Source organism: Listeria immobilis, assembly GCF_014322845.1.
Classification (GTDB): Bacteria; Bacillota; Bacilli; order Lactobacillales; family Listeriaceae; genus Listeria; species Listeria immobilis.
This window is the reverse complement of the sequence record NZ_JAASUA010000003.1, coordinates 274,915-297,736: the sequence shown is the minus strand read 5'-3', so window position 1 is coordinate 297,736 and position 22,822 is coordinate 274,915. Positions and strand designations below refer to the sequence as shown.

Annotated in this window: 25 protein-coding genes; 7 read left to right on the top strand and 18 right to left on the bottom strand. The window is 34.6% G+C overall.

All coding sequences use genetic code 11. The annotated features are described in order from the left end of the window. Positions 1-47 precede the first annotated feature (47 nt). From lmaA to HCJ45_RS06205, 4 genes are all read right to left on the bottom strand, one after another. Positions 48-560 (bottom strand): protein LmaA, encoded by a 513-nt coding sequence (lmaA, locus tag HCJ45_RS06220; RefSeq protein WP_185344474.1) that lies wholly within the window; start codon positions 558-560, stop codon positions 48-50. 12 nt (positions 561-572) lie between these two features. Beyond that, positions 573-962 (bottom strand): DUF5072 family protein, encoded by a 390-nt coding sequence (locus tag HCJ45_RS06215; RefSeq protein ID WP_311769594.1) that lies wholly within the window; start codon positions 960-962, stop codon positions 573-575. Between the two features lie 260 nt (positions 963-1,222). Next, positions 1,223-1,642 carry an ArpU family phage packaging/lysis transcriptional regulator gene (locus HCJ45_RS06210; protein ID WP_038406483.1) on the bottom strand — a complete coding sequence of 140 codons (420 nt, stop codon included), beginning with the start codon at positions 1,640-1,642 and terminating at the stop codon, positions 1,223-1,225. A 12-nt stretch (positions 1,643-1,654) separates the two neighbouring features. Then, positions 1,655-2,083: a hypothetical protein gene (locus HCJ45_RS06205; RefSeq protein ID WP_185395711.1), complete on the bottom strand. Its 429-nt coding sequence runs from the start codon at positions 2,081-2,083 to the stop codon at positions 1,655-1,657. Positions 2,084-2,307: 224 nt separating this feature from the next. Here HCJ45_RS06205 and HCJ45_RS06200 point away from each other — a divergent pair, with 224 nt between their 5' ends. From HCJ45_RS06200 to HCJ45_RS06190, 3 genes are all read left to right on the top strand, one after another. After that, positions 2,308-2,643 (top strand): helix-turn-helix transcriptional regulator, encoded by a 336-nt coding sequence (locus tag HCJ45_RS06200; RefSeq protein ID WP_185344472.1) that lies wholly within the window; start codon positions 2,308-2,310, stop codon positions 2,641-2,643. A 5-nt stretch (positions 2,644-2,648) separates the two neighbouring features. Then, positions 2,649-3,101: an ImmA/IrrE family metallo-endopeptidase gene (locus HCJ45_RS06195; protein WP_185344470.1), complete on the top strand. Its 453-nt coding sequence runs from the start codon at positions 2,649-2,651 to the stop codon at positions 3,099-3,101. A 307-nt stretch (positions 3,102-3,408) separates the two neighbouring features. Next, positions 3,409-4,071, top strand: coding sequence for a Crp/Fnr family transcriptional regulator (locus HCJ45_RS06190; RefSeq protein ID WP_185344469.1), 663 nt, complete (start codon positions 3,409-3,411; stop codon positions 4,069-4,071). 2 nt (positions 4,072-4,073) lie between these two features. On the opposite strand, the gene HCJ45_RS06185 is transcribed toward HCJ45_RS06190, so the two are convergent. From HCJ45_RS06185 to HCJ45_RS06175, 3 genes are all read right to left on the bottom strand, one after another. Then, entirely contained in the window at positions 4,074-4,781 is a 708-nt protein-coding gene (locus tag HCJ45_RS06185; RefSeq protein ID WP_185395733.1) for an EAL domain-containing protein, read from the bottom strand. 104 nt (positions 4,782-4,885) lie between these two features. Further along, entirely contained in the window at positions 4,886-5,992 is a 1,107-nt protein-coding gene (locus HCJ45_RS06180) for an alpha/beta hydrolase (RefSeq protein WP_185395712.1), read from the bottom strand. A 98-nt stretch (positions 5,993-6,090) separates the two neighbouring features. Beyond that, on the bottom strand, positions 6,091-6,924 hold the full coding sequence (locus HCJ45_RS06175) for an AraC family transcriptional regulator (protein ID WP_185395713.1): 834 nt from the start codon (positions 6,922-6,924) through the stop codon (positions 6,091-6,093). Between the two features lie 145 nt (positions 6,925-7,069). Between HCJ45_RS06175 and HCJ45_RS06170 the strand changes: the two genes are divergently transcribed. Then, the gene (locus HCJ45_RS06170; RefSeq protein WP_185395714.1) at positions 7,070-8,812 is read left to right on the top strand and encodes an ABC transporter ATP-binding protein; all 1,743 of its coding nucleotides are present in this window, start codon (positions 7,070-7,072) and stop codon (positions 8,810-8,812) included. Then, entirely contained in the window at positions 8,805-10,586 is a 1,782-nt protein-coding gene (locus HCJ45_RS06165) for an ABC transporter ATP-binding protein (protein WP_185344464.1), read from the top strand. Before HCJ45_RS06170 ends, HCJ45_RS06165 begins: the two co-directional genes overlap by 8 nt. Before the next feature lie 85 nt (positions 10,587-10,671). On the opposite strand, the gene HCJ45_RS06160 is transcribed toward HCJ45_RS06165, so the two are convergent. The 4 genes from HCJ45_RS06160 to HCJ45_RS06145 all read right to left on the bottom strand — a co-directional run bounded on the left by HCJ45_RS06160 (position 10,672) and on the right by HCJ45_RS06145 (position 13,542). Further along, complete coding sequence (locus HCJ45_RS06160; protein ID WP_185395715.1) at positions 10,672-11,559, bottom strand: ROK family protein; 888 nt, start codon at positions 11,557-11,559, stop codon at positions 10,672-10,674. Positions 11,560-12,132: 573 nt separating this feature from the next. Beyond that, the gene (locus tag HCJ45_RS06155) at positions 12,133-12,507 is read right to left on the bottom strand and encodes a hypothetical protein (RefSeq protein WP_185395716.1); all 375 of its coding nucleotides are present in this window, start codon (positions 12,505-12,507) and stop codon (positions 12,133-12,135) included. A 99-nt stretch (positions 12,508-12,606) separates the two neighbouring features. Beyond that, complete coding sequence (locus tag HCJ45_RS06150) at positions 12,607-13,239, bottom strand: nitroreductase family protein (protein ID WP_185395717.1); 633 nt, start codon at positions 13,237-13,239, stop codon at positions 12,607-12,609. A 12-nt stretch (positions 13,240-13,251) separates the two neighbouring features. Beyond that, positions 13,252-13,542, bottom strand: a complete 291-nt coding sequence (locus tag HCJ45_RS06145; RefSeq protein ID WP_185344456.1) for a putative quinol monooxygenase — start codon at positions 13,540-13,542, stop codon at positions 13,252-13,254. Positions 13,543-13,654: 112 nt separating this feature from the next. Between HCJ45_RS06145 and HCJ45_RS06140 the strand changes: the two genes are divergently transcribed. Further along, positions 13,655-13,951, top strand: a complete 297-nt coding sequence (locus HCJ45_RS06140) for an ArsR/SmtB family transcription factor (protein WP_185344454.1) — start codon at positions 13,655-13,657, stop codon at positions 13,949-13,951. 26 nt (positions 13,952-13,977) lie between these two features. On the opposite strand, the gene HCJ45_RS06135 is transcribed toward HCJ45_RS06140, so the two are convergent. Together HCJ45_RS06135 and HCJ45_RS06130 are read right to left on the bottom strand one after the other, a co-directional pair. Further along, positions 13,978-15,441, bottom strand: a complete 1,464-nt coding sequence (locus tag HCJ45_RS06135; protein ID WP_185344452.1) for a glycoside hydrolase family 1 protein — start codon at positions 15,439-15,441, stop codon at positions 13,978-13,980. 1 nt (position 15,442) lies between these two features. After that, positions 15,443-16,843 carry a PTS transporter subunit EIIC gene (locus HCJ45_RS06130; protein ID WP_185395718.1) on the bottom strand — a complete coding sequence of 467 codons (1,401 nt, stop codon included), beginning with the start codon at positions 16,841-16,843 and terminating at the stop codon, positions 15,443-15,445. Between the two features lie 139 nt (positions 16,844-16,982). Here HCJ45_RS06130 and HCJ45_RS06125 point away from each other — a divergent pair, with 139 nt between their 5' ends. Further along, positions 16,983-17,984, top strand: coding sequence for an AraC family transcriptional regulator (locus tag HCJ45_RS06125; RefSeq protein WP_185395719.1), 1,002 nt, complete (start codon positions 16,983-16,985; stop codon positions 17,982-17,984). A 125-nt stretch (positions 17,985-18,109) separates the two neighbouring features. Here HCJ45_RS06125 and HCJ45_RS06120 read toward each other — a convergent pair whose 3' ends face one another. The 5 genes from HCJ45_RS06120 to HCJ45_RS06100 form a co-directional block, all read right to left on the bottom strand. Further along, complete coding sequence (locus HCJ45_RS06120) at positions 18,110-18,742, bottom strand: hypothetical protein (protein WP_185398487.1); 633 nt, start codon at positions 18,740-18,742, stop codon at positions 18,110-18,112. Then, a complete protein-coding gene (locus HCJ45_RS15090; RefSeq protein WP_185395721.1) occupies positions 18,714-20,063 on the bottom strand; it encodes a tetratricopeptide repeat protein in 1,350 nt (449 codons plus the stop codon). Before HCJ45_RS15090 ends, HCJ45_RS06120 begins: the two co-directional genes overlap by 29 nt. Before the next feature lie 15 nt (positions 20,064-20,078). Next, positions 20,079-21,695: a hypothetical protein gene (locus HCJ45_RS06110; protein ID WP_185395722.1), complete on the bottom strand. Its 1,617-nt coding sequence runs from the start codon at positions 21,693-21,695 to the stop codon at positions 20,079-20,081. 205 nt (positions 21,696-21,900) lie between these two features. Then, positions 21,901-22,251: a DUF2200 domain-containing protein gene (locus HCJ45_RS06105; protein ID WP_185344446.1), complete on the bottom strand. Its 351-nt coding sequence runs from the start codon at positions 22,249-22,251 to the stop codon at positions 21,901-21,903. A gap of 123 nt (positions 22,252-22,374) precedes the next feature. After that, complete coding sequence (locus HCJ45_RS06100; protein ID WP_185344444.1) at positions 22,375-22,767, bottom strand: DUF956 family protein; 393 nt, start codon at positions 22,765-22,767, stop codon at positions 22,375-22,377. Between the last annotated feature and the right edge of the window lie 55 nt (positions 22,768-22,822).

Genomic DNA, 22,822 nt, shown 5'->3' with positions numbered 1-22,822 from the left:
TCCATTTCCTCCTAAGGAAAAGCCACTTTTTGTAGTGGCTTTCTATTTTATTCCGCTAGTGTTACTGGTTCATCTCCGGGCATTTGATCTCCGCCCTCAGTAATTGTTAAATCAACAAGTGCACCCATTCCATCAAGTTTTATGGAATAAGTCATCGCTTCATCAAAAGGTGCTTCAAAACTATAGTCAGCTACAATTGCCAAACCACCAAACAAACCTTTTTTAGAAGCTTGATTAATGACTTTAACACAAACCGGACTATCACTTTCAAAATATTTCGCCAATTCTTGGTGAGAATCTGCATCGGCCACATATAGACCGTCATTTTCGATTGACCATTCTTTCATTCCGCCAATTTTAGATTTCCAACCACCAATTGTATCTTTTGAGGTAATCTCGATACTATCTTTAGAACGATTAATCGTTAAACCTTGTTGACCTGCAACGGCTAGTAATTTATCTCCTGCCGCATTAAAAATTGCTAAAACCACATCTTTCCCAGCAACAGCTTTAGCAGCTCCCGGTGTATAATCACAATATAAATTTTCTTCAAATGCCATTAATAATTCCTCCTAAATTTTCACTTTTAAATTGCGACAAATAACTATTTCAAAGCTTATTTTCGCATGTGTTAAATTGCCTTCTTTTACTAAATTTTGTTTTCCATAATGCCTAATAGTAAGTAGTTCATACCCTTCTGGCAAAATGAAACCCGATTGCATCAGCGTATCAATTAAATCGATTTTTGCAACATCCAACTCACTTGAATAATGATGGATTGCAAGACGATAAATTTCTTTCCACACTGTTCGACTTTCTTCTTCTTCTTGTTCAATCATTTCCATTATTGTTGTTGGAGTATCTACTTGATTTTGCATTACAATAGAAACATTGATTCCACCTTTTTCTTGAAGCATAGTTTTGGCTGCTTCTAAGACTCTCATGAAGTTCAAACTCTTCACTAAGCATTCACTCCTTAAAAATAGAACATAAAACTCGGTCGAGACCATTCTTAATAATTCATTCCTCCGAGTCTTACTCCTTAAATAGATCATTTGTTTATATCAACGGATTATCATCCAAATTCAAAACAAATACGTGTTTCTATCAGAATAACGGTGCACCCAAATTCTGATGCAGCTTTTATTGTCATCCGCATACTGGACAATTTCCTTATCTTTATATTACTGCAAAAATAACTTAGAAAAATATCGCAAAAGTATCATGCTTTCCTAACCAAAATCCCCAAAACCGCAGCAAGCTCCAAAACTGCTCGTTTTTTTATTCGTTTAAATTGGGCGATTTCATAGGGCAAATCCATCATAATCGCTACATCCTGCTTTCGTTCGATATAGCAGCTTAGTAAAATAGTTCGATAAAGTGCATCCATTTGATTGAGTATTGTTGTGTATTTCTCCACTAGCCACTGCGCCTCGCGAATTAGTTCCTTATCATGTCTAGCAGAAAATGTAATTGTGTTAAAAACAGGTTCTTCCAAGCAACCATTTTTTTCTAGCTTTGGCTTCTGTGATAATCCACATATCATTCGAAAACGCTGAAAATCTGCGAAAAACCGCTTTACTTCTTGGACGGTTTTTATATAATTAATCTCTTTATTTTCTGGTAAAACAAGTACTTGCAATATAATCACTCCTTAATTATGGGCTTCGTTAATTACGAACGCTTCATACTGGCATTCAATCGTTGCATCGGGCAAACGGCTTATTTCCTCTTCTGTTTTATCTAAATGGTATGCTAAAATCTGAATCATCTCTTGTTGATTTCGAGGTCGTTGCTTTTTTGACAGTCCTTTTTTTCGTTTCCATTCTGCGAGTGAAGATCTAGATATGCCAATTAAGTTGCTAATTTGAGCATCGGAAAATGTCTTTTTGTATGTTAAGTACTCTTGTGGTGATAAAATAAGTAATTTTTGCTCCGCTGTTAAAAGCCCTTTTTCTTCGTCTCCTAATGCTTCAAAGTATTCTAGTTCTTCTAATAATCTTTTCCTTACAAATCTGTTTTCTTCTTGTTCTAGCTGAAAAATTAATTGTATTTGTTTTTCTTTCAGAAGTTTTCTATCCATCATTTTCACTTCCATCTCCTAAATTTATTCATCCATTTTGAACAACCTTGTCACCGTTTCGGTGCTTTTGGTGTAAAATTGTGTTGTTTTTATTTTTAATATAACTTTATTATAGCACCATTTTGGTTACAAGTAAATTAAATAAAACAATTTAGTCCGAAAAAGTTCCATTTTGGTGCTAAAAGTGCTACACTATTAACATAAACACGTGGAGGACAATTATTATGGAGTTAAATAAATTTGTAGGAAATAAAATAAAACAATATCGTGAGGAACGTGGGTTAAATCAAGAAGCACTAGCGGAACGTTTGCAGACCACGCGCCAAACAATTAGTCGCTACGAAAATGGTGATCGTAAAGCAAACCAGGATGTTTTATTTGAACTTGCGAAGATTTTTAACAAACGATTAGATGACTTTTTTCCAGAAAGAAACCTTCCTCCTGTTGATGAACGCGGAATGACAGTTGCAGCCCATATTGACGACGATGTAACAGATGAAGAATTACGGGATATACTAGCTTATATAGAGATGAAGAAAAAACTCCATCGCGGGATGTGATCTTATTGTATGAAAAATTGGTAGCCAAATACCAAGATGAAGTAACCATTAGAGAAGAAAAAATGCCTTATAAACTACCTGGTTTATATTTAAATGGGACAATTTTGATTAATAAAAACCAATCCACCATTGAAAAAGGTTGTATTTTAGCAGAAGAATTAATGCATCACAAGTACACAGTTGGCAATATTACGAAGCAAGAAACAATTATGGATAAAAAACAAGAGCTTTTCGCCCGAAGAAAAGGATACGAAGAGATGGTTCCACTTGAAGATATAATTACTTGTTTTTATCTAGGACTACGGGAATATTTTGAGGTTGCAGAGTTTTTAGAAGTAACTGAGGAATTTTTGCGCCATACAGTTACGCATTACGCAGAAAAATTTGGTCCAATGTATGATTGTGGCGATTATTTAATTAATTTTGGCAGTTCGATTGATGTTTATAAAAAATTTTGAAGGGACTCATGATTTTGAGCCTCTTCTTTTTTGTTGCTCCTCCAGTTTATTACTAATAGTTTTCTGCATCCATTTTATTCGCTATAATTTTTTAAAAAAGCAGTTTGTTTATCAGGCAAAACTTTTTATTAATACAATGCACAAAACTTAAAAAAGTGGTTATTTGTGTCTAAAATGTGTCTTTTTATCGTCTTTTTTGTGAAAAAATCGTTATTTGCGTATCTTTTCACACCTTTTGAGAGTACAGTAATTTTATTAGGTAGTAAATAATGTGAATTAAATCTATTTCACATAGGAGTTTTGATAAATGATTTACATTAAAGATTTTTTAGACGTTATCTCCCACGAATATTCAAATAGACTTTCTTTTTGCAAAGGTGATATTATCCATTCATCTGATGTTGATGGAAATTATAAAATGCATATTGGAATTATTATGTCTGGTGCGGCTACCACCGAGGGACATACAGCAGACGGTCGTTGGCTAATAAACGGACTTATTGCTAAATCCATGCTTTTTGGAGTAGAATTATTACTCGAAACAGATGTAGCACCACATCGCATAGATTATCGTGTGCGCGCTCTTACCGATGGAACCGCCATCCTTATAAATCGAGAACTTTTTCTTAATTATTTGTATGCTAATCCTCAAATCTTCCACCAAATATTAGATAATGTTATCATTAAATATATGTTTACAGCAAAAAATTATAGAAACATTAATCAACCACCATTTTATAAGGCGATTAATGTTTTAATTGAAATTGTTGAGCTATTAAACCTGCATCAACAAGGCGATCAAATTATTCTTCCCTCTTATATTACCCAGTCACTTTTAGCTGATTATTGTCGATCTAGTCGGGCGAGAATTACAGAAGCACTAGAAAAAATGCGGAAAAAAGGCTTACTTTCTTGCAAAAAGCCGATAACAATTGAATCTTATCAAAACTTACAAAATCAGGTGGAGTAATTTCATACTGGAAATGGTTTATTAACTAAATAACCTTGGAAAATAGTGACGCCATGACTTTCAAGTAGAGTCATGGTTTCTTTTGTTTCAATTCCTTCCACTACAAAACCCAATTTGTTCTTGTGGGCAAAATTAGCCCATGCTTTAACAAAATAAAGCAAGTCCTCTAAATCTATCTTTTCAAAGTGAATTAAAGAAAACTTAATTTCGGTTATATAAGGCAAATAACTCACTACACGTTCCAAACTATTGAGTCCACAGCTAACATCATCCATTGCAATATGATAGCCTAGCCCATGTATCACTTTTATTTTATTAAGTATAAAAGCATCTTTGTCATTTGCATTTAAATGTCGCTTGTGTGCGGGAACATCAAAAATATCTTCTGTAATTTCTACTGTAATTCGATGACTTTCGCTCTTTAGCCGCTCAAACCAATGAATTGTTTCCATATAAAAAAGCTGTTGTGGTGCGATATTAATGGCAAATCGATCATTTGGATATTTATTTAAGACATCTAAAAATGCTTCATTAAACCAATCTGAATAAATAGCATATAGTTCCTCATCTGCAAGGACATTCTCTAACTCTGACAAAGGAAATCTAGGAATTTCACTATCATCTCGAAGAAGTATTTCATATTCAATAATATTTCCTTGGATAACATCTAATTTTGGTTGGATAAAAAGTTGAAATTTCATATAACCTATCATTCCTTCCCATTTCTCTTCTCTATTCTAGTATACTTTTACTGCTAACCGCAAAGTTTAGCAAAATAAAAACAGGTATTCCGAAAAACACCTGCCTTGCTTCTTTAAAATATTGTTTTCATCATTTTGGCGATTTCATCTGCGGCATCTTCTGCTTGTGGAAAAATCCCGTATTTATCGATAAAGGCATGACACATTCCTTGGTAAACTATCGCTTTTGTATTTACACCACTGGCTATTAATTGTTTCGTAAAAACAGCCGCTAAAGCCCTAAGTCCATCAAATTCTGCGCTAATAATCAATGTCGGCGTATAAATGCTTTTATCAGTTGCCGATAACGGGGAATAAATGGGTGAAGTTGGGTCTTTGCCTCTAAGATAAACTGTTCGTAACAATAATCCTGAATTGTTCATTCCAATAATTCCTGGAGTAACGAGCGGTTTAGTTGTTTCGGATGCAGCAAACTTTTTAATATCCCATGAATATTTTTCATTATCAGCAGCAAACAAAGTAAGCGCAGGATATAGCAGGGCTTGGAAACCTACATAATTAGTTTTGGCTTCTCGGTCCATATAACTAACTGCTGCAGCTAAAGTTCCTCCCGCACTATCTCCAGAAACACCAATTTTGGTTGGATCAATTTGGAGATTTTCGCTGTTTTCTACTACCCAATTTAGTATACAAAAACAATCTTTCGGTGCTGCTGGAGCGGGAAATTCTGGTGCTAAATGGTACTCCACATTAATGACGACAGCCGCTGATTTTTCCGCTATCCCTTTGCAAAAGTTTTCTACTACAGCTGGCGTACCTCCTATAAATCCTCCGCCATGATAATAAATCAGTGCTGGCGCTAGTTGACCTTGTGAATCAGGACGGTAAATCCGAATTGGAATATCCCCAAATTCACCTGATACAACAGCCGTCTCTGTTTGTATACCTTGTGTTAAATCTATATTGGGACTTCCCATTGTTGCTCTCATTTGAAGTGCTGCGGCTGTGGCTATTTCTAAGTTAGAAAAATCTGGTATTGCGGTTTCTTGAGGTGTCGTTTCAATTGCAGTTTCGACATTTTTTTTAATATCTTTTAATAAAAATGGATCTAAGTTTCCCTCCAATGTATCCGCTGCCATTTTAAAAATGATTTCAGTGCCTTCTTCTTGTCGTTTAATACTATTTGTTTTTAAATAACTTAAGGCTTCGTCATAGCGCATCACTGCTTCCTTCTTTCTATCATAGGTTTCGCTCGTCGTTAGCGTAAACTGTATTTTGGTTACTTTTAAACTTCTACCCCATTAACTTGTATCCTAAATTAACTAGATTTTCGCCAATTTTCAGAGGGTGGAAAGCCGTAATATTTTTTAAAAAGCTTGCTAAAATAATAAGCATCGTTATAGCCAACCATATTTGCTGCTTGTTTTACAGTAATATCTTTATTTTTGAGTAGTTCTTCCGCACGTGCAAGGCGAATTTTTATTAAGTAATTGATTGGCGACTCTCCTGTTTCTTCTTTAAATACTTTGGAGATATACGCCGGGCTAATATACATCGTCTGTGACAAAGTGGAGAGCGAAACGTCTTCGGTATGGTGCTTTTCCATATAGTGAATAATTTCGTTTACAAGCAGCTGTTTTTGTTGTTCTTCTGTTGATAATTTCACCCCATTGTTCTCAAGTTGTTCCGGAGTTGCTTCACGTAAAATATGGATAATCAATTGCATGACAAAAGCTTTCAAAATTAAATCATAACCAGGTTTTTCAGCATCTTTTTCTTCCATTATCTGCCTAGCTATATCTAAAATGGCAGATTCAGTCTCTTTTTTCCGCAAAAAAGCTTTTTTAAATGGAAAAGTGTTTCTTGCATAGCCTTCCAACGTAAAGTTACGAAATCCGATATGGAGTTGCACATTGGTCATCCCAGGTTCGGTAATATCATAATGCTTTACTCCCGGATTAAAAATAAGCACGTCACCTGCACAAAGCTTTACTTGCTCACCTTCAATATTATAGATACCCGTCCCTTCGCAAATAATCGACATTTCTAAAAAATCATGATGGTGATTTTCGCCAATCCGAGCCTCATTCGTATAATAACTAGCAATATACAAAATTTGCGGATTGAACGTAGTAGTATTTATTTTTAGCATCTTTTCACCTCCATAATAATAACGTTTACATTTATCTTTTAATTATATAACATTGTCCATGCTTCCAGCGAATATAAACCATTCTCTTTCCAAATCAGGGGTGTAAACTAAATGGATGTATATAAAGTAAAAGGAAGTGAAACGAGTGAAGAGTGTAAAATGGATTTGGCAGTACGTAAGAAATTATCGGCTGCTTATGATTGGTGTACTTATTTTAATTTTTATTGCTTCTGGTATTAGTATTATTTATCCGTTACTTGGTGGAAAAGTAATTGATGATGTTGTTTATAAAAATCAGCCTAAATTACTTATCCCGCTACTATTAATCATGATAGTTTCGACAGTTATTCGAACAATTTGTCGTTATACCTATCAAATTATGTGTGAACGAATTGGTCAAAACTCCCTTTTCCAAATTCGAGAAGATCTCTATAAAAAATTACAATCATTGGATTTTGATTTTTTTAATAACACTCGAGTTGGTGATATTATGGCACGGATGACCGGGGACACTGATGCAATTCGTCATTTTATTTCCTGGGTATCTTATAATATTTTGGAAAACATTTTCTTATTTACATTCGCCATAGTTATTATGACGACTATTGACTGGAAATTAACGCTGGCGCTTGTGATTATAACACCGCTTATCGCTTTTCTAACTATAAAAATGTCTAGCAAAGCGCAACCAGTCTTTTATGAAATTCGAGAAAGCTTTTCGCGACTTAATTCAATGGTGGAAGAAAATATTAGCGGAAATCGTGTCGTTAAAGCATTTGCACGAGAAGATTTTGAAATGAAGAAATTCCATGAACATAACGAAGATTTTAAACAACGCAATCTGGATTCTGCAGCAGTTTCTAGAGCTTATCTACCTATATTGGATTCTCTTGCTGGAATTTTAGTAGTTATCACACTTGTTTTTGGTGGCTTTTTAGTCATTAAAGGGCAAATGACACTTGGAGACTTAGTTGCTTTTAATGGTTTCTTATGGATGCTAAATGGTCCCATGCGGATGAGTGGTTGGTTAATTAATGATGTTCAACGTTTTGTTGCCTCATCTTTTAAAATTCAAGATATGATGGCTACCACTGCAAAAATTCCCATTCATGCCGAAAAATCAGCCCCTTCGCTTCAAGGATTTGTTGAATTTAAAAACGTTAGCTTTCATTTTGAAGATGATCCAAAAACCGATGTTCTAAAAAATATTTCTTTAAAAGCTTCCCCTGGCCAAACCATTGCTATTTTAGGGGAAACCGGTGCTGGAAAATCTACTCTAGTTAACTTAATTTGCCGATTTTATGATCCAACTTCCGGGGAAATTTTACTTGATGGTGTGGATGCTAAAAAATGGCATGTGCGAGAACTTAGAAATCATATCGCCACAGTTATGCAAGATATTTTCCTTTTTTCCGACACTATTGAAGGAAATATAGCATTTGGCGCCCCGGATGCAACGATGGAAGAAGTCCGGCGAATGGCTCGAATTGCCGATGCAGACCATTTTATTGAAACCATGCCTGAGAGTTATAACACAATTGTTGGCGAACGTGGAGTCGGGCTATCTGGCGGGCAAAAACAGCGGATTTCTCTTGCTCGTGCACTCTTAAAAAACCCCTCTATTTTAATTCTAGATGATACAACTTCTGCGGTGGATATGGAAACAGAAGTGAAAATCCAAGGCGAGTTGAAGAAAATCACCGAAAACACAACCACTTTTATTATCGCTCACCGGATTTCTTCTGTAAAAGATGCCGATGAAATTTTAATTTTAAAACATGGTGAAATTATTGAACGAGGAACACATACAAGTTTGCTAGCTAAAAAAGGTTATTATTTTGATACTTACAATAAGCAGCTGGGAATGGAGGCGAGCGCGAATGGCTAGAAATAAATTTGATGTTGATGAAGAGTTAGAAACAGCATTTAGTTCTGCACATTTAAAACGGATTTTTGTTTATGTAAAACCATACCAGAAATCTATTTACCTAACACTATTTATTATCTTACTTGCCAATGTAGCAACAATGATTGGTCCTTTCTTAACAAAAATTGTCATTGATGATACCATTCCAAATAAAAATATGACCCAACTTTTCTGGATTGCGATTATCTTTATTGCTTCGGTTGTAGTAACTGGACTATGTATGCGCTATCGAATTAAATCCATTACGCTAATTGGGCAGGACATTTTGAAAGACATGAGAACCGCCATTTTTGGTCATTTGCAAAAACTACCATTTTCTTACTTTGATAGCAGACCTCACGGAAAAATTCTTATCCGGGTTGTTAACTATATTAATATGTTGAGTGATTTACTTTCAAATGGCCTTATTAATTTGATTTCGGATATTTTGAGTGTTCTAGTTACACTTGGATTTATGTTAATGATAGATCCTGTTTTGACACTTTATAGTTTAGCACTTCTACCCGTGCTTTTTGTTATTGTCATGGTGATTAAAACTGCGCAACGAAAAGCTTATCAGGTTTTAAGCAATAAACAATCTAATATGAACGCCTATATCCATGAAAGTATTGCAGGTATAAAAGTAACCCAGAGTTTTTCACGCGAAGAGCAAAATTTTGAGATTTTTACAGAAGTAAGTAACGATTATCGGACGTCTTGGATGAAAGCCGTAAAAATTCAATTTTTGCTTTGGCCTGGAGTGCAAAATATTGCCGTTATGACAACCTGCCTTATTTACTTTGTTGGGATTAGAGGTTATGGTGTAGATGTTTCCACCGGGACACTTATCGCCTTTATTGGCTATGTTGGGAACTTTTGGAATCCAGTAATTAATATCGGAAACTTTTATAACTCGCTAATTACTGCTACTACTTATTTAGAACGGATTTTTGAAACGATGGATGTGGAACCCGATATTAAAGATTTACCAAATGCAAAGAAAATGCCACAAATCGTTGGAAATGTTGACTTTAAAGATGTTTATTTTCGTTATGAAGAAGGTCATGATATATTAAAAGGCATTAATTTCCATGTGGATGCAGGTGAATCCATTGCCTTAGTTGGTCCTACTGGCGCGGGAAAAACGACGATTATTAATTTACTAAGCCGTTTTTATAATATTAATTCTGGTGAAATTTTAATTGATGACGAGAATATTCAGGGAGTCACATTACAATCACTTCGAGAACAAATGGGGGTTATGCTCCAAGATACATTTATTTTCTCTGGAACAATTATCGAAAACATTCGCTATGGAAAATTAGATGCTACGGAAGAAGAAGTTATTGCCGCTGCCAAAGTTGTGCGTGCTCACGATTTTATAGCTGATTTAAAAGATGGTTACTATACAGAAGTGAAAGAACGTGGTAGCACTCTTTCCGCTGGTCAACGGCAGCTCATTTCTTTTGCTCGAGCATTACTCGCTGACCCGAAAATCCTTATTCTTGATGAAGCAACTTCGAGTATTGATACACAGACAGAAATTTTACTTCAAGAGGGACTGGAAAAACTTCTTGAAGGGCGCACATCCTTTATTATCGCGCATCGACTTTCAACTATTAAAAACAGTTCGCGAATATTTTATATTGATAATGGGCGAATACAGGAAGCGGGTAGTCATGATGAATTAATGGCCCAACACGGTTACTATTATAATTTATATCAGTCTCAGTTTGATATGCTTCAAGCACTTTAAAACAAAAAGGAAACTAAATTGCATTCCATCTATCGTTAAATTTTAAGTTTACTATAGAGGGCTTACAAGATTAGTTTCCTTTTTTTTATTTATATTGCAAGAAAAAGTTATAAAGAGCTCCATACAAATTAGCATCATTTTGGAAACGACAGGTGATGATACTTGGTTTTGCTGAATGGAAAGGATTAGCAGCTTTGATTTCTGATACCACTTCATTTAGACGTTTGACAACAATTGGTTGTGCGCTAATTCCGCCTCCTATAGCAATAATTTCTGGATCAATTAAATATTGGATATTTAAAATTTGAATCGCCAGTTCGTATATATAGTCGTTAAAAATAGTATTTGCTTCCTCGTCGCCTTGTGTAATCAACTCAAAAACTTGCTCGCCATCTTTTTTATCAATTAAATTTTTCTTTGTCGCTATTCGTCTAATCAGTTCCACAGCCGACCCACTTCGACCAAAAAAGTTACCGCGCATTTTCTTTGTATTAAAGTCTGTTTGTATAAAACTTACTTCTCCAGCCATTAAATGGTACCCTGATTGCAGCTTACCATTCATAATAATACCGCCACCAACTCCACTTCCTAATGTTAAAATTACTGCACTATCCGCCTCTTTCGCCACACCTAACCAAAGTTCCGCAAGCGCTGCACTTTTCGCATCATTTTGAATAATAACTGGCACATGACATTCCCGAGCAAGCATTTCAGCCAAGTTTTTTTCATGCATAAATAAAAGTGAACCACCTTGATAAATTACGCCTTTTTCTGTATCCACCACACCCGGACAACTTACTGCAATACCCTTCACACTATCTTTATAAGGTAAAAATTTCTCTATCATTTGCGCTACTAATTCTTCGGCACTTTTGGCTGTAGTAGGAAATTTATCTTTCATTTTTATAACACCATTATTTTCCATTAAAGCAAATTTTATAAAAGTCCCGCCAATATCATATACAAAATACATCCTCTGCACCTCTTCATTATTCTTTTCTTCATTGTAATACGCTACTGGCATCTTGTCTTCTATTTAATGGCTTTTTCTCGTTAGATTGTACTATTTTAGATGGAAAAACAGTGGGATAAACCAAATAGTTTTAAAATAAGAATAATCGTGTTGTCTTGTTTGTATTTTTCGCGAAAAAAGAATTAATTAAATAATATTATCCAGTTACATGTATATTTTTGTAATCATACTAAAATGGTGAGCAAGTTTATGGTGATATTATTTTGAGGCGTTATCTAGAAAGGATAAACATGTGACTTTTTTCGAGAGTCTTGCGCTTATGATTGCTTTTATCGCCCTAACCGCAACAATCATAAACAACAAAAAATAAAAACCACGTATAAGCCTGCACGCTTCGTGGTTTTAAACAAATCATATAAAAGGCTGTCACTGTTTGCACATGCTAATCAAACTAATTTAAAAATCCTTACATTTTAAATCTTTATACTACGATTGCTCCAAAATTTTCTTTTTTTTACCACGAATTACCTTTTAAGCAGCTTTAGCCATTTGTCAGTGCTATCTTTCCTAAAATTAATTTTCTGTTTTCACAATTTTAAACCAGTTTTTTCTAGCGTAAAAAAAGGACGCAATACATAGTGTTAAAGCGATTACTGTTGAAACAATACTAGTCATCAAAAAACCAACTATTAAAAACGGATACATCGCATAATATAGGACGATTGCTTTGGTATTAAGTATAAGCAAGACTTTACTATTATTATCTAGCTCTACTTCTTGACTTCCCGAAAGCCACTGATTAACTTTCACTTTTGTTTTCTCTTTTTTTGGCATAAAGAAATAGGATTCCCCGTCATTCAATTCCACATTTCCTTCATTCTCTATCTTAATTTTTGTTGGTGATATACCGCCTAAAGTACCAGCCTTGCGAGTGATTTTAATAGTCATAATTGCTTGGCCTCCTTCGTTTATGTAAATTAATTATATAACGAAGAAACATAAAAAAACAAGGAGATACGTAATCCCCTTGCATTATTTCGGTTCATTTTATGCAAATGTCGTAACATCAGTAATTGGTAAACGGTAAGACTGGTATCCGTCACTTTTAGCTTTACCAATCGATAAAATCATTACTGGTACATAGCGCTCTGGATCCATGTCAAAAGCTTTGGCAACTTCTGTACGTTCAAATCCACCAATCGGATTTGTATCATAGCCATGAGCACGAGCAACAAGCATTAGCTGCATTGCAACAATTCCACCATCAATTAAAACAACTCGTTCAGACTCGGAACGCGGGATTGCTTCAAAATATTGGCTCAGTTTCGCCATTTGTTGTTCTTTTACATCAGCTGGCATAAGACCACGTTCTACTGCACCGCCATAAATTTTTTCGCCATTTTCGAAGTTATTTAAATCTCCAAAAAGCAAAATCATCGCTGAGGAAGTGTCATTTTGTAGGGTATTAAAACGAATTAGCGGTTTTAGTTTTTCTTTTCCTGCATCGCTTTCCACTACAACAAAACGCCATGGTTGCATATTTACGGAAGAAGGAGCTGTTACTGCATCTGTTAGGATGTTTTGCATTTCTTCTTGGCTAATTTTCACCGTTTCGTCGTATTCTCTAATTGAACGGCGGTTTTTCATTAAGTCTTCAAAATCATTATTTAAATAAGTCATCTTTTTTCCTCCTTAAAATTCTATTGGTGTTAAAACGGCAACTTCTAGTGGTTTTGCAACAAAATTAGCTGCTTGTTTTTGGAAGTTTTTAAAATGTTCGCTCTCGTTATGTCTTGTAATCGCGTCCATATCTGTCCATTTTTCTAGCATATAATATACTGTCTCGTTTTCAGTAGATTGCACTAATTCATAGCCATGATTTCCTGCTTCGGCTCTGGTTGCTGCAATAACTTCTTTGACTGCTTGTAAAAAAGCTTCGGTTTGTTCGGCTTTTATCGTGATTTGCGCTTCAATATGCAACATTTCAAAACATCTTCTTTCCAAGTTTATAGTTCGATTTTTTTCGAACTATAACAATATAACATAGCTGCAACTTCCATGCAATTAAAAAGCAAATTATGATATGATAGTTTATATGAAAAAGACGAATGAATTATCCAAACCCGAATTATTATTAATATTCCAAGCATTAAGCGATCCAATCCGCCTTGATATTTTTCTATGCCTCATCAAAAACAAGGAGAAACGCTTTTCCGGAACAACTTACAATGTCTCAAAATCCACATTATCCCATCATATTAAACTGCTAAAAGAAGCTAAACTTATTCATTTACGAAAGGAAGGTACCACACATATTTATTCTGTAAATGAAGAACTCGTCAACCAAATTGGCGATTTCTTTATCGAAAAACAAGCAGCAACCAATGACTAAGATTGGTTGCTGCTTGTTTTATTATTTTAATTTAGTGAGACTCCATTTGTTTCAATTACTTTTTTATACCATGCAAAAGAGTCTTTTTTCTTACGTTCATAACTTCCTTTACCTGCATCATCTAAATCAACATAAATGACACCATATCGTTTTGACATCTCAATAGTTCCACAACTTACAATATCAATAATGCCCCACATTGTGTAGCCGATTAGGTCTACTCCATCATGAATTGCTTCTGCCATCTGTTCCACATGTTTTGCTAAATAGTCGATACGATAATCGTCATGAATACTACCATCTTCTCCTACTGTATCATACGCACCTAAACCATTCTCCGCGATAAAAATTGGTAGTTGATAACGGTCATACATTTCATTTAGTGAAACTCGTAAACCAATTGGGTCAATTTGCCAGCCCCAATCACTAGTTTCTAAATATGGATTCTTCATTCCACTAAGTAAATTTCCGCTTGTGATTTCATAATCAGGGTCTACACTTGCTATCATAGACATATAATAAGAAAATGACATAAAATTAACTGTATTTTCTTGTAGTAGTTCTAAATCTCCCTCTTCCATTTCTAATTGTACATTAAGTTCTTCCAACATGCGGTTTGTGTAACTAGGATATTTCCCTCGAGCTAGTACATCTGTGTAAAAATAGTTTTTATAATTTTCATCTAAAATTGCTTGCATTACATCTTCTGGTTTACAAGTTGCTGGATAAGTAGTAAATCGAGCAATCATACCACCAATCATCGGCTGTTCCAATAATTCAAAACCCGCCTTAACTGCAAGCGCATTGGCTAGAAATTGATGATGCGCTGCTTGGAAAATAGTTTGATTATAGTTCTCCTCTTGATCTTTGATAACCGCACATCCATTATAAGGATTAAATCTATTGCAGTTGATTTCATTAAAAGGCAACCAGTAATCAACTAAATCTCCAAGTCTCTCATATAAAGTACGAGCATATTTTTCAAAAAAGAAAATAGTTTTACGATTTTTCCAACCGCCATATTTAGTAACCAAATTAATTGGCATTCCATAATGCAGCATAGTCGCAAATACTTTCATTCCTTTAGCACGGCATGTTGTAAATAGGTCAATATAAAATTGAATACCTGCTTCATTCGGCGCTTCATCATCCCCATTTGGATAAATTCGCGACCAATCGATGGATGTCCGAAACACCCGCATACCCATTTCCTCTAAAAGCGCTAAATCTTCCTTATACCGATGATAAAAATCAATCCCATGACGAAATGGGTAAGTCACTTCGTCTTGTGTTTCTAAAGCTGCTTGAAAACGTTCAGAAGTCATATTAATATTACGATTTTCGTCTCGTTTCTTTCGGTCCCATTCTGGATTAAAATAGCGCATTGACTGCGTATCTATTCCTTTTCCATCTTCTAGGTAGCCTCCTTCTGCTTGTGCCGAAGAAATTGCTCCTCCCCATAAAAAATTATCTGGAAATTGTTTATTCATTTCATTTTCCCCCTAGTTCTTTTTGTAAATGATTATCCTTATAAATAAATGCTGTAGTTAAAATAAACGCTAGAATAAAACTTAACACCGAAGCCAAGATTGCAAAAATCAAATTCCAAGGATTAGCTGGGTCTATAAAAATTGGTAAGGTTGTTAATCCAGTTGGCGCAAATGTCATTCGTTTGACACTTAATATTCCGGCTAGCAGTCCACTAATTCCACCAGCAATCATTACCGCTAAAAATGGTTTTTTATACTTTAAATTAACTCCATATAATGCTGGTTCAGTTATACCAAGAAGTGCCGTAAAGCCAGATGAGTATGCTAAACTTTTAACTTGTGTCGCTTTGGCATAGCGTCCAACAGCAAAAGCAGCGCCTCCTTGTGCAATATTTGCTACTAAAAAGCCAATTCCTAACATATCAAATCCATTTGACGAGATAGACTGTAAAACTAGCGGGATTGTAATTGCATAGTGCATACCTGTCATAATAAATATTGGTGATAAGGCTCCAAAAATTAGAGGCAACACCCAAATAGCATGCGCTTGTATTGCATCAATTACGTTTTCTAATCCTATACCAACCAAGTATCCCAATGGTCCAATCACTACTAAAGCTAGTGGAATCATCACCAAGAAAGTCGCTAATGGGCGAATAAAGAATTTCACTGCTTCTGGACAAAATTTATCAGCGTAGCGATCAACATAGGAGGCAATCCAGATAATTAGCATAATTGGAATAACCGTCGAACTATAATTAGCTAATGTTACTGGTAAAAAACCGAATAAGTTTATTGGATTTTTATCCGCCACTATTGTTACAAAACTTGGGTGAATTAACAACAAACCCATTAAAGCTCCTAAATATGGATTTAACTTGAATTTCATTGAAGCTGAGAACGCTACTAAAACAGGCATAAAATAAAAAGCGGTATCTCCTGCAAAAGTTAAAACCTTATATGTTCCTCCAGATTGATCAATGAGATGGAATAAATCTAAAATAACTAAAAGTGTTTTTATCATCGCTGCCGCTGTAATAGCTGGTAATAAAGGCGTGAAAATCCCACTAATTGTGTCTAATATGTTCGAGAAAACAGACTTTTTCGAACTTTCTTCGCTAATTGCTTCCTCTTCAGTAGCTCCTGCATTAGCTGTATCTTGTAATTGGTTGGAAAACTCTTCGTAAACCCTTCCTACATTCTGCCCTATAATAACTTGATATTGGCCTCCAGTATTAACACTACCAAGAACACCATCTAATTCATCTATTGTTTCTTTGTTAATTTGCGTTTCATCTTTTACAGTGATTCGTAAACGTGTTGCACAATGAGTAGCATTTTTCACATTTTGGCTTCCACCAATATTATCTAGGATTTTTTCGCTCAAAACTTTCGTATTCATCCTAAGTCCTCCTAAATGATTTATTAGACCAATACTTGCGCAAATATTTCTTGCTAGCTATAATACAAGTATATATTTTTATTAACCGTTTTCAATAATTCTTTTCTAGTTTATAACTAACAAAAGGTAAGGTGATTTTGTGAACAACAATTATTTAGATACTATTTTTGATTTAACAAAAAGCGAAAAAAATTATATAGCTAATCCTTTATTTCACAGTCCCGTTTACCAAAAAATGTCTCGGGTTTCTATTGATGGGACTAGTGTATATAAATTTGAACTTCCTAACTTAAAAAAGAATATTATTGAAATCCGTAGAGACTCACGCTTCACTGCTGTTCCTGCGTATATACATAGTAATATAAATATTAACTATGTTTATTCTGGCACTTGCAACTACACTGTTAATGACGAAAAAATTCTATTAACGAAAGGTGATATTTGCATTGTTGATCGCAACGTAATTCGTTCAAAAGAAAAACTAACAGAAAATGACATTGTGATAAATATTAGTTTAAGTAATGATTTCTTTTCGCGTGAATTTATTATGGGGTTAGGAGAAGCAAGTGTTTTAACTATTTTTTTATTTTCTGCAATTACGCAAAATAATCATCATGATGGTTATTTATTTTTCAGAAACAGTGATGCAACCATTGAAAGTTATTTTAGTCAACTTATTACTGAATACTTTAAAAACGATTCATTCAGCCGACACTCTATTGAAGCACTTTTTTCTTTGATTTTCATTCAATTAATACGTAATTATCAAGAAAATGAAGATAAACAAATCGTCCATATCAGTTCCAGTAATGCGAACAATCTATTAAAAATTATTGAATATATAGAAAAACATTCAGAGGTATGTACATTAGAGGAAACTGCTCAAATATTTAATTACCATCCAAAGTATCTATCTCAATTAATCAAACGCACTTTTGGAAAGTCATTTAAAGAAATTCAGACAGATCAACGCCTAAGAAATGCTGCTCAATACCTAGAATTTTCTGAGCAAGCGATATCGGAAATTGCCAATCTCGTTGGAATGTCTAATATTACTCAGTTTTACAAAAAGTTCCAAATAAAATATGGAATAACACCAGCTGAATATAGAAATAAACAAACTATTCGTCCAGAAAAATAGATTCTTTTTATTACTAACCCACTTCAAAAAGCTCCAATAGACGAAACCGCCTGTTGGAGCTTTTTTGAATATATTTTATTTAGAGCTCTCATCTTACTTATCAATCTCATTGTAGCTTGTTACTATCATAAACTATTCATAAACGCTAGCAAATTTTTCCCATATTTATCATTTGCGTTATTAATTATTTCTTCGCTTTCGACTTCTGCCTCGTCTTCTCCGTGAATAACAAGAATATTACGTGCTTCCAACCAGGCAACGAACTCTCCGTATGCACGAGAATGTTCCTCCCAATCATCTTTATAATAGGCCGCTAATTCATCGTCAACACCTGTCATCGGCTCAGCATCAACCGTTAAAAGCGTTAATAGTTCTGTAAAATTACTTGCTACTAAGTTTATATATCCATCTGTACTGCATAAAAGAACTGGGTTTTCATCGATTGGCCCTTCATTAATTTTTAAAAAAGCATAACCGCTCCCGTCTCCTGTTGCAAGTCCAATATAATAAAGGCTCTCAACTAGCGTATTCAAAGTTTCATTAGTCGCACCCACAGCTCCCAAATAACTTCGCAACCAGTCTTTGTCATCATCCCCATATGCTACACATTGGAACGACTCAGAAAACAAACCTTCTTCATAACCATGAATGTCTAATTGTTCTTTTTGGAACTCAGTAAACTCTTTCCATAAATTCGAAAAAATGATTATTATTCCTCCTCCATAAAACCTAGTCCATTTCGGGCTTAAACGGGGCACGACCGCCTGCATACAATTGCTGTCTTTCTCCATTTTCTTGTGTAACTATAGCAGAGACACTAGAATGTTCCAGTGAATAAGCCTCATCAAAAAATTCTTCTGCTTTTGCTTTGTCTCCTAATTTTTCGTAGCAACAACCAAAGAGGTACACAACATCAACATAATCATCTTGATAGTTCCAACTATTGATGTCGTTTAATGTTTTAATAGCCAAATCATATTGTTTTAAATAAAACTGAAAGAGCCCTTTTTTATAGCGATACTTTTCATTATCATCAATCTCCAAGATTTGTTCACAAAATTGAATTGCCATACTGTAATCTTTAATACCTTCTGCTGCATTTACTAAATTGTATAGAAAAATATTATATGCTTTAAATGTTTTTGGTACAGCACTTTGCATTGCTAACATTTCTTCGTATTTATTCAGCCCGTTTAAAGCCGCCAAATAGTTAATAACCCCAAAATAGTAAACATTAGTTCCTTTATTTACTTGTTTAAAAAGCGTCTCAGCCTTATCATATTGTTTTAAATTAACATGACACATCATTCTATCAATAATGGCATTTTGGGAAATAGCAACATCAGTAGGAACTTGTTCTAAATTAATTATCGCTTTAGCTGAATCACGTTGTTGCATGTGTTTTATTGCGATTTCGTACTCATTTTGCGCGTTATATTCTGCCTCAAATTCTTTTGCGAGTAAGACATTGCTGGTCCGATTATAAAGAAGCATCAGTGTGTATAAAGCTTTTTGCATCCATCTGTCATCGCTTATTTGCGTGCGATATTCCACCCCAGTATAATTAACGAATCGTAATAACAATTTTTCTGCTTTTTCATTTTGCCCGAGATTGTAGTATGCAACACCTCGCCATACATCAAAATACACATGGTTGGATGATAATTGATCTAGTGTATCACATAAATCAATTAATAACTCATTTTCCTCAGAGCGAAATGCGGCTACTGCGGCGTTCCAAAATAGGATAACATTGTCTTCGATGGCTTCTTTTTGTTTTAAACGGCGAAAAAGTTGTACTGCTTCACCCGCACACCCTGTTTCTAAAAGTGCTTGAAGCTGGTTGGTTGCTGCAATATAGTACTCTGGATAGACTTCTTTTATTTCAAGAAAAACTTCTTTTGAAGCTTCGTAATCCCCCATATTATTTAGTGCGCATGTTATATTAGCTAATGTTTCATTGTAAATTTTCGAACTTTTTGGGACTTCATTAAACAACTCCAAAGCTTTATGCGGTCTATTGTTAACTAAATAATGTACACCTTCTTCAAACTTCTTTTTACCTTTAGAACCAAACACACTGTATGCCTCCTCTTAGTTGAACTTAATATCTCCATCAATAATGTCTTTAATAATATCTTCCGTCATAGTCGCGTCCTCATCAAAATTAGATACTTTAGCCAAATCATCAGCGGAAGTTACTCTTATTAAACCTAAACTTTTTACTAACGTGTCTGTACCTAGCTCCTCATCGTCCACATAGCCATTAATTCCAATAGCATCTTTATTGATTTTATTTATTTTTAGTTTACCTTCTCGGACTGCTGTAAGAATACATGGAGTTTTCACTTCCCCCGTAACAGTTAAATTGATAATAGAATTACTAATAAAGAATCCTGTTTCTACTGTACAATTTCCGATAATATTTACATTTTGTTCTTCATCATCAATTAAAATGTCCATACTTTTTGCCACTATATTTCCTTCTACATAAAAATGTGTATTAATATGCGCGTCTTTTGATACAGTAAGATTTCCTAGAATAATTACAAGCCCAATCTCTTCTTCTGAAAGCTCTTCATCACCAGCAAAAATATCATCTGGATACGTAGAAAAACCACCTACAACATTGGCATCACCTTGATAAAGCAACACTTTTCCTATTTCTTCAAGTTCTTCTTCATCTTTTGCATCTAGGAATTTTAGCGCTGGATGATTCGACCCTAGTTGTGCGATACACGCTTGTAAATCCATCAATTTAGCTTGTTGTCCAAAATCTTGCAAATCAAACTTAATTCCATCTGAAGGATCTGCCATTTTTATCATTTCACGTTCATAGGCATTTCTTCGTTCCTCGAAATACGGGTCAAAAAACACGCTATATTCATAATTAGTAGCATCATCTTTTGCCCAAAATTGGTTGGCTTGTTGTAAGTCAAAATTAGTATGACCAAATTTTTCTTCCGTTAGGACTGTGCCATCTAGATCAGCCTCATAAGCTGCTTGATAATAAGCATACACATCTTGAAAATAGCGACGATCTTCTACTAACCGCTTGCCTGCTTCCGAAAAATTACTTATTGCTGCTTCACTTGGCGCCATATATTGACTATATAATATGGCTAAATTACTATCTTGTTTCATTCGCTCTGTCCAAGCAATTGATAATTCGCCCCACTGATCGTTGCTAACGCCATAAGATGCAATGACCTCATCTCCATCTTCTCCAGCTGCCATGCGGAATGATCCTTCAGCAAAAGCCTTAATATCAATTCCATGAATGCTTTCATAGTCAATATCTTCTGTTACTGTACGATAAGTTTTTGCTCCTCGTAACTTGGCGGAATACTCTACTGCAAAATATTCTTGTTCTGCTTCTGTTAATTCAGGTAAAATTTCATTTAGCAGACGTTGACCAAGATCTTGTTTAAGCGAAATTAACTCTTCTTCGGTTTCAATCTTGTCTTCTTCCTCGTCTATCTCAAAATCAAAATATGCTACAACTCTCTCACCTAAAATCTTTTCAAACCTCTCGACTTGCTCACGATTAAAATACGGAATTTCTGTTTTTTCATCTGTTGTATTTGCTCTTACTGCTTTTCCAAGCTCCTCTATCTCTAGTGCTTCTCCTGTTTTCTTTGGTTGAATAACAACCTTAACCTCTTCCTGAACTGCCGGTACTACTTTTTTTCCAAATAATTTTTTAAACATTTTTTTGCTCCTTCTGTAAAAGTTTTATTGTAAAAATGATTAATAACTTGTTAACAACTTTAAGTCTAGCATTTCTTGGTTCAGATTCAGGAAAAAGGATATATCTATAAAATCTCCCTCTTAAAGCTAGTTTGTTTAATCTTCTTTCCTAAAAAACACAAATAAAAAAGCCTATTCCATTTTAAGAATAGACTTTTAATCATTATTATTTTCTAAGTATTTTCTCCATTTTTTTACCTTTAGCTAGCTCATCTATCAATTTGTCTAAATAGCGAATTTGTTGCATTACTTTCTCTTCAATGTCTTCCACTCGGTAACCACAAATAACTCCAGTGATTAAAGAAGCATTGGGATTCATTTGAGGAGCTTGTTCAAAGAAAGTTTCTAAATCGATTTTTTGATCAATCGTTTGTTGTAGCGATACTTCATCATATCCTGTTAACCAAAAAATTATTTCATCAACTTCTTCTTTGGTTCGATCTTTTTTCTCAGCTTTTTGGATATAATTGGGGTAAATGCTTGCGAATGACATTGTGTAAATTCTAGGTTTCTTCATGTTATGATTCCTCCTTTGATTCGTATAATGATGCTTTCTATTTTCTATTGTAACAAACTATAATATTAGTTCAAAAAAAAAGTTTTAACAGACGAATTCGCCTACTAAAACTTTTGATATAAATTATTTAGCTTGCTTGTTTTTCTTCTTGTTAAATATCGATCTAAACGAGCGCTTCATAACATCAAAGAAACTTAGCGAACTCACCATATTAGCTGGATCGACATATACTCTTATCGCACGCAAAACATCTTTAGGTTTTTTAGAAGCAAATGTGTAAGTTCCGTTACGCTTGGTTTTAATAGCATAGCGTGGAATCCACTTGCCTTTTAACATAACAGAAACAATCACTTGGTCAATTTCTTCCCACGGGATTTGGACAAATTTCCGCACATCACGTGAATTAAAAAATTCAAAACCTTTATCGCCAATCATAATTTTCCCATAGTCTGTGAGCCCTGTATAAGCGGTGGCATCTATTGTTAAATCTACCTTTGTATTAATCGATTGAACCAACTATATTCGCTCCATTTCTTTTCGCTTGTTTTGTTTATTATAACGCATTCGTTTA

Excerpts from the sequence above, each read along its gene's own strand:
- HCJ45_RS06175 (WP_185395713.1), bottom strand. The coding sequence starts at position 6,924 with ATGCTAAAAATAAATACTACTACGTTCAATCCGCAAATTTTGTATATT.
- HCJ45_RS06200 (WP_185344472.1), top strand. The coding sequence starts at position 2,308 with ATGGAGTTAAATAAATTTGTAGGAAATAAAATAAAACAATATCGTGAG.
- HCJ45_RS06135 (WP_185344452.1), bottom strand. The coding sequence starts at position 15,441 with ATGAATAAACAATTTCCAGATAATTTTTTATGGGGAGGAGCAATTTCT.
- HCJ45_RS06150 (WP_185395717.1), bottom strand. The coding sequence starts at position 13,239 with ATGACTTATTTAAATAATGATTTTGAAGACTTAATGAAAAACCGCCGT.
- HCJ45_RS06180 (WP_185395712.1), bottom strand. The coding sequence starts at position 5,992 with ATGCGCTATGACGAAGCCTTAAGTTATTTAAAAACAAATAGTATTAAA.
- HCJ45_RS06165 (WP_185344464.1), top strand. The coding sequence starts at position 8,805 with ATGGCTAGAAATAAATTTGATGTTGATGAAGAGTTAGAAACAGCATTT.
- HCJ45_RS06105 (WP_185344446.1), bottom strand. The coding sequence starts at position 22,251 with ATGAAGAAACCTAGAATTTACACAATGTCATTCGCAAGCATTTACCCC.
- HCJ45_RS06130 (WP_185395718.1), bottom strand. The coding sequence starts at position 16,843 with ATGAATACGAAAGTTTTGAGCGAAAAAATCCTAGATAATATTGGTGGA.
- lmaA (WP_185344474.1), bottom strand. The coding sequence starts at position 560 with ATGGCATTTGAAGAAAATTTATATTGTGATTATACACCGGGAGCTGCT.
- HCJ45_RS06140 (WP_185344454.1), top strand. The coding sequence starts at position 13,655 with ATGAAAAAGACGAATGAATTATCCAAACCCGAATTATTATTAATATTC.
- HCJ45_RS06145 (WP_185344456.1), bottom strand. The coding sequence starts at position 13,542 with ATGTTGCATATTGAAGCGCAAATCACGATAAAAGCCGAACAAACCGAA.
- HCJ45_RS06160 (WP_185395715.1), bottom strand. The coding sequence starts at position 11,559 with ATGTATTTTGTATATGATATTGGCGGGACTTTTATAAAATTTGCTTTA.
- HCJ45_RS06155 (WP_185395716.1), bottom strand. The coding sequence starts at position 12,507 with ATGACTATTAAAATCACTCGCAAGGCTGGTACTTTAGGCGGTATATCA.
- HCJ45_RS06110 (WP_185395722.1), bottom strand. The coding sequence starts at position 21,695 with ATGTTTAAAAAATTATTTGGAAAAAAAGTAGTACCGGCAGTTCAGGAA.
- HCJ45_RS06205 (WP_185395711.1), bottom strand. The coding sequence starts at position 2,083 with ATGGATAGAAAACTTCTGAAAGAAAAACAAATACAATTAATTTTTCAG.
- HCJ45_RS06190 (WP_185344469.1), top strand. The coding sequence starts at position 3,409 with ATGATTTACATTAAAGATTTTTTAGACGTTATCTCCCACGAATATTCA.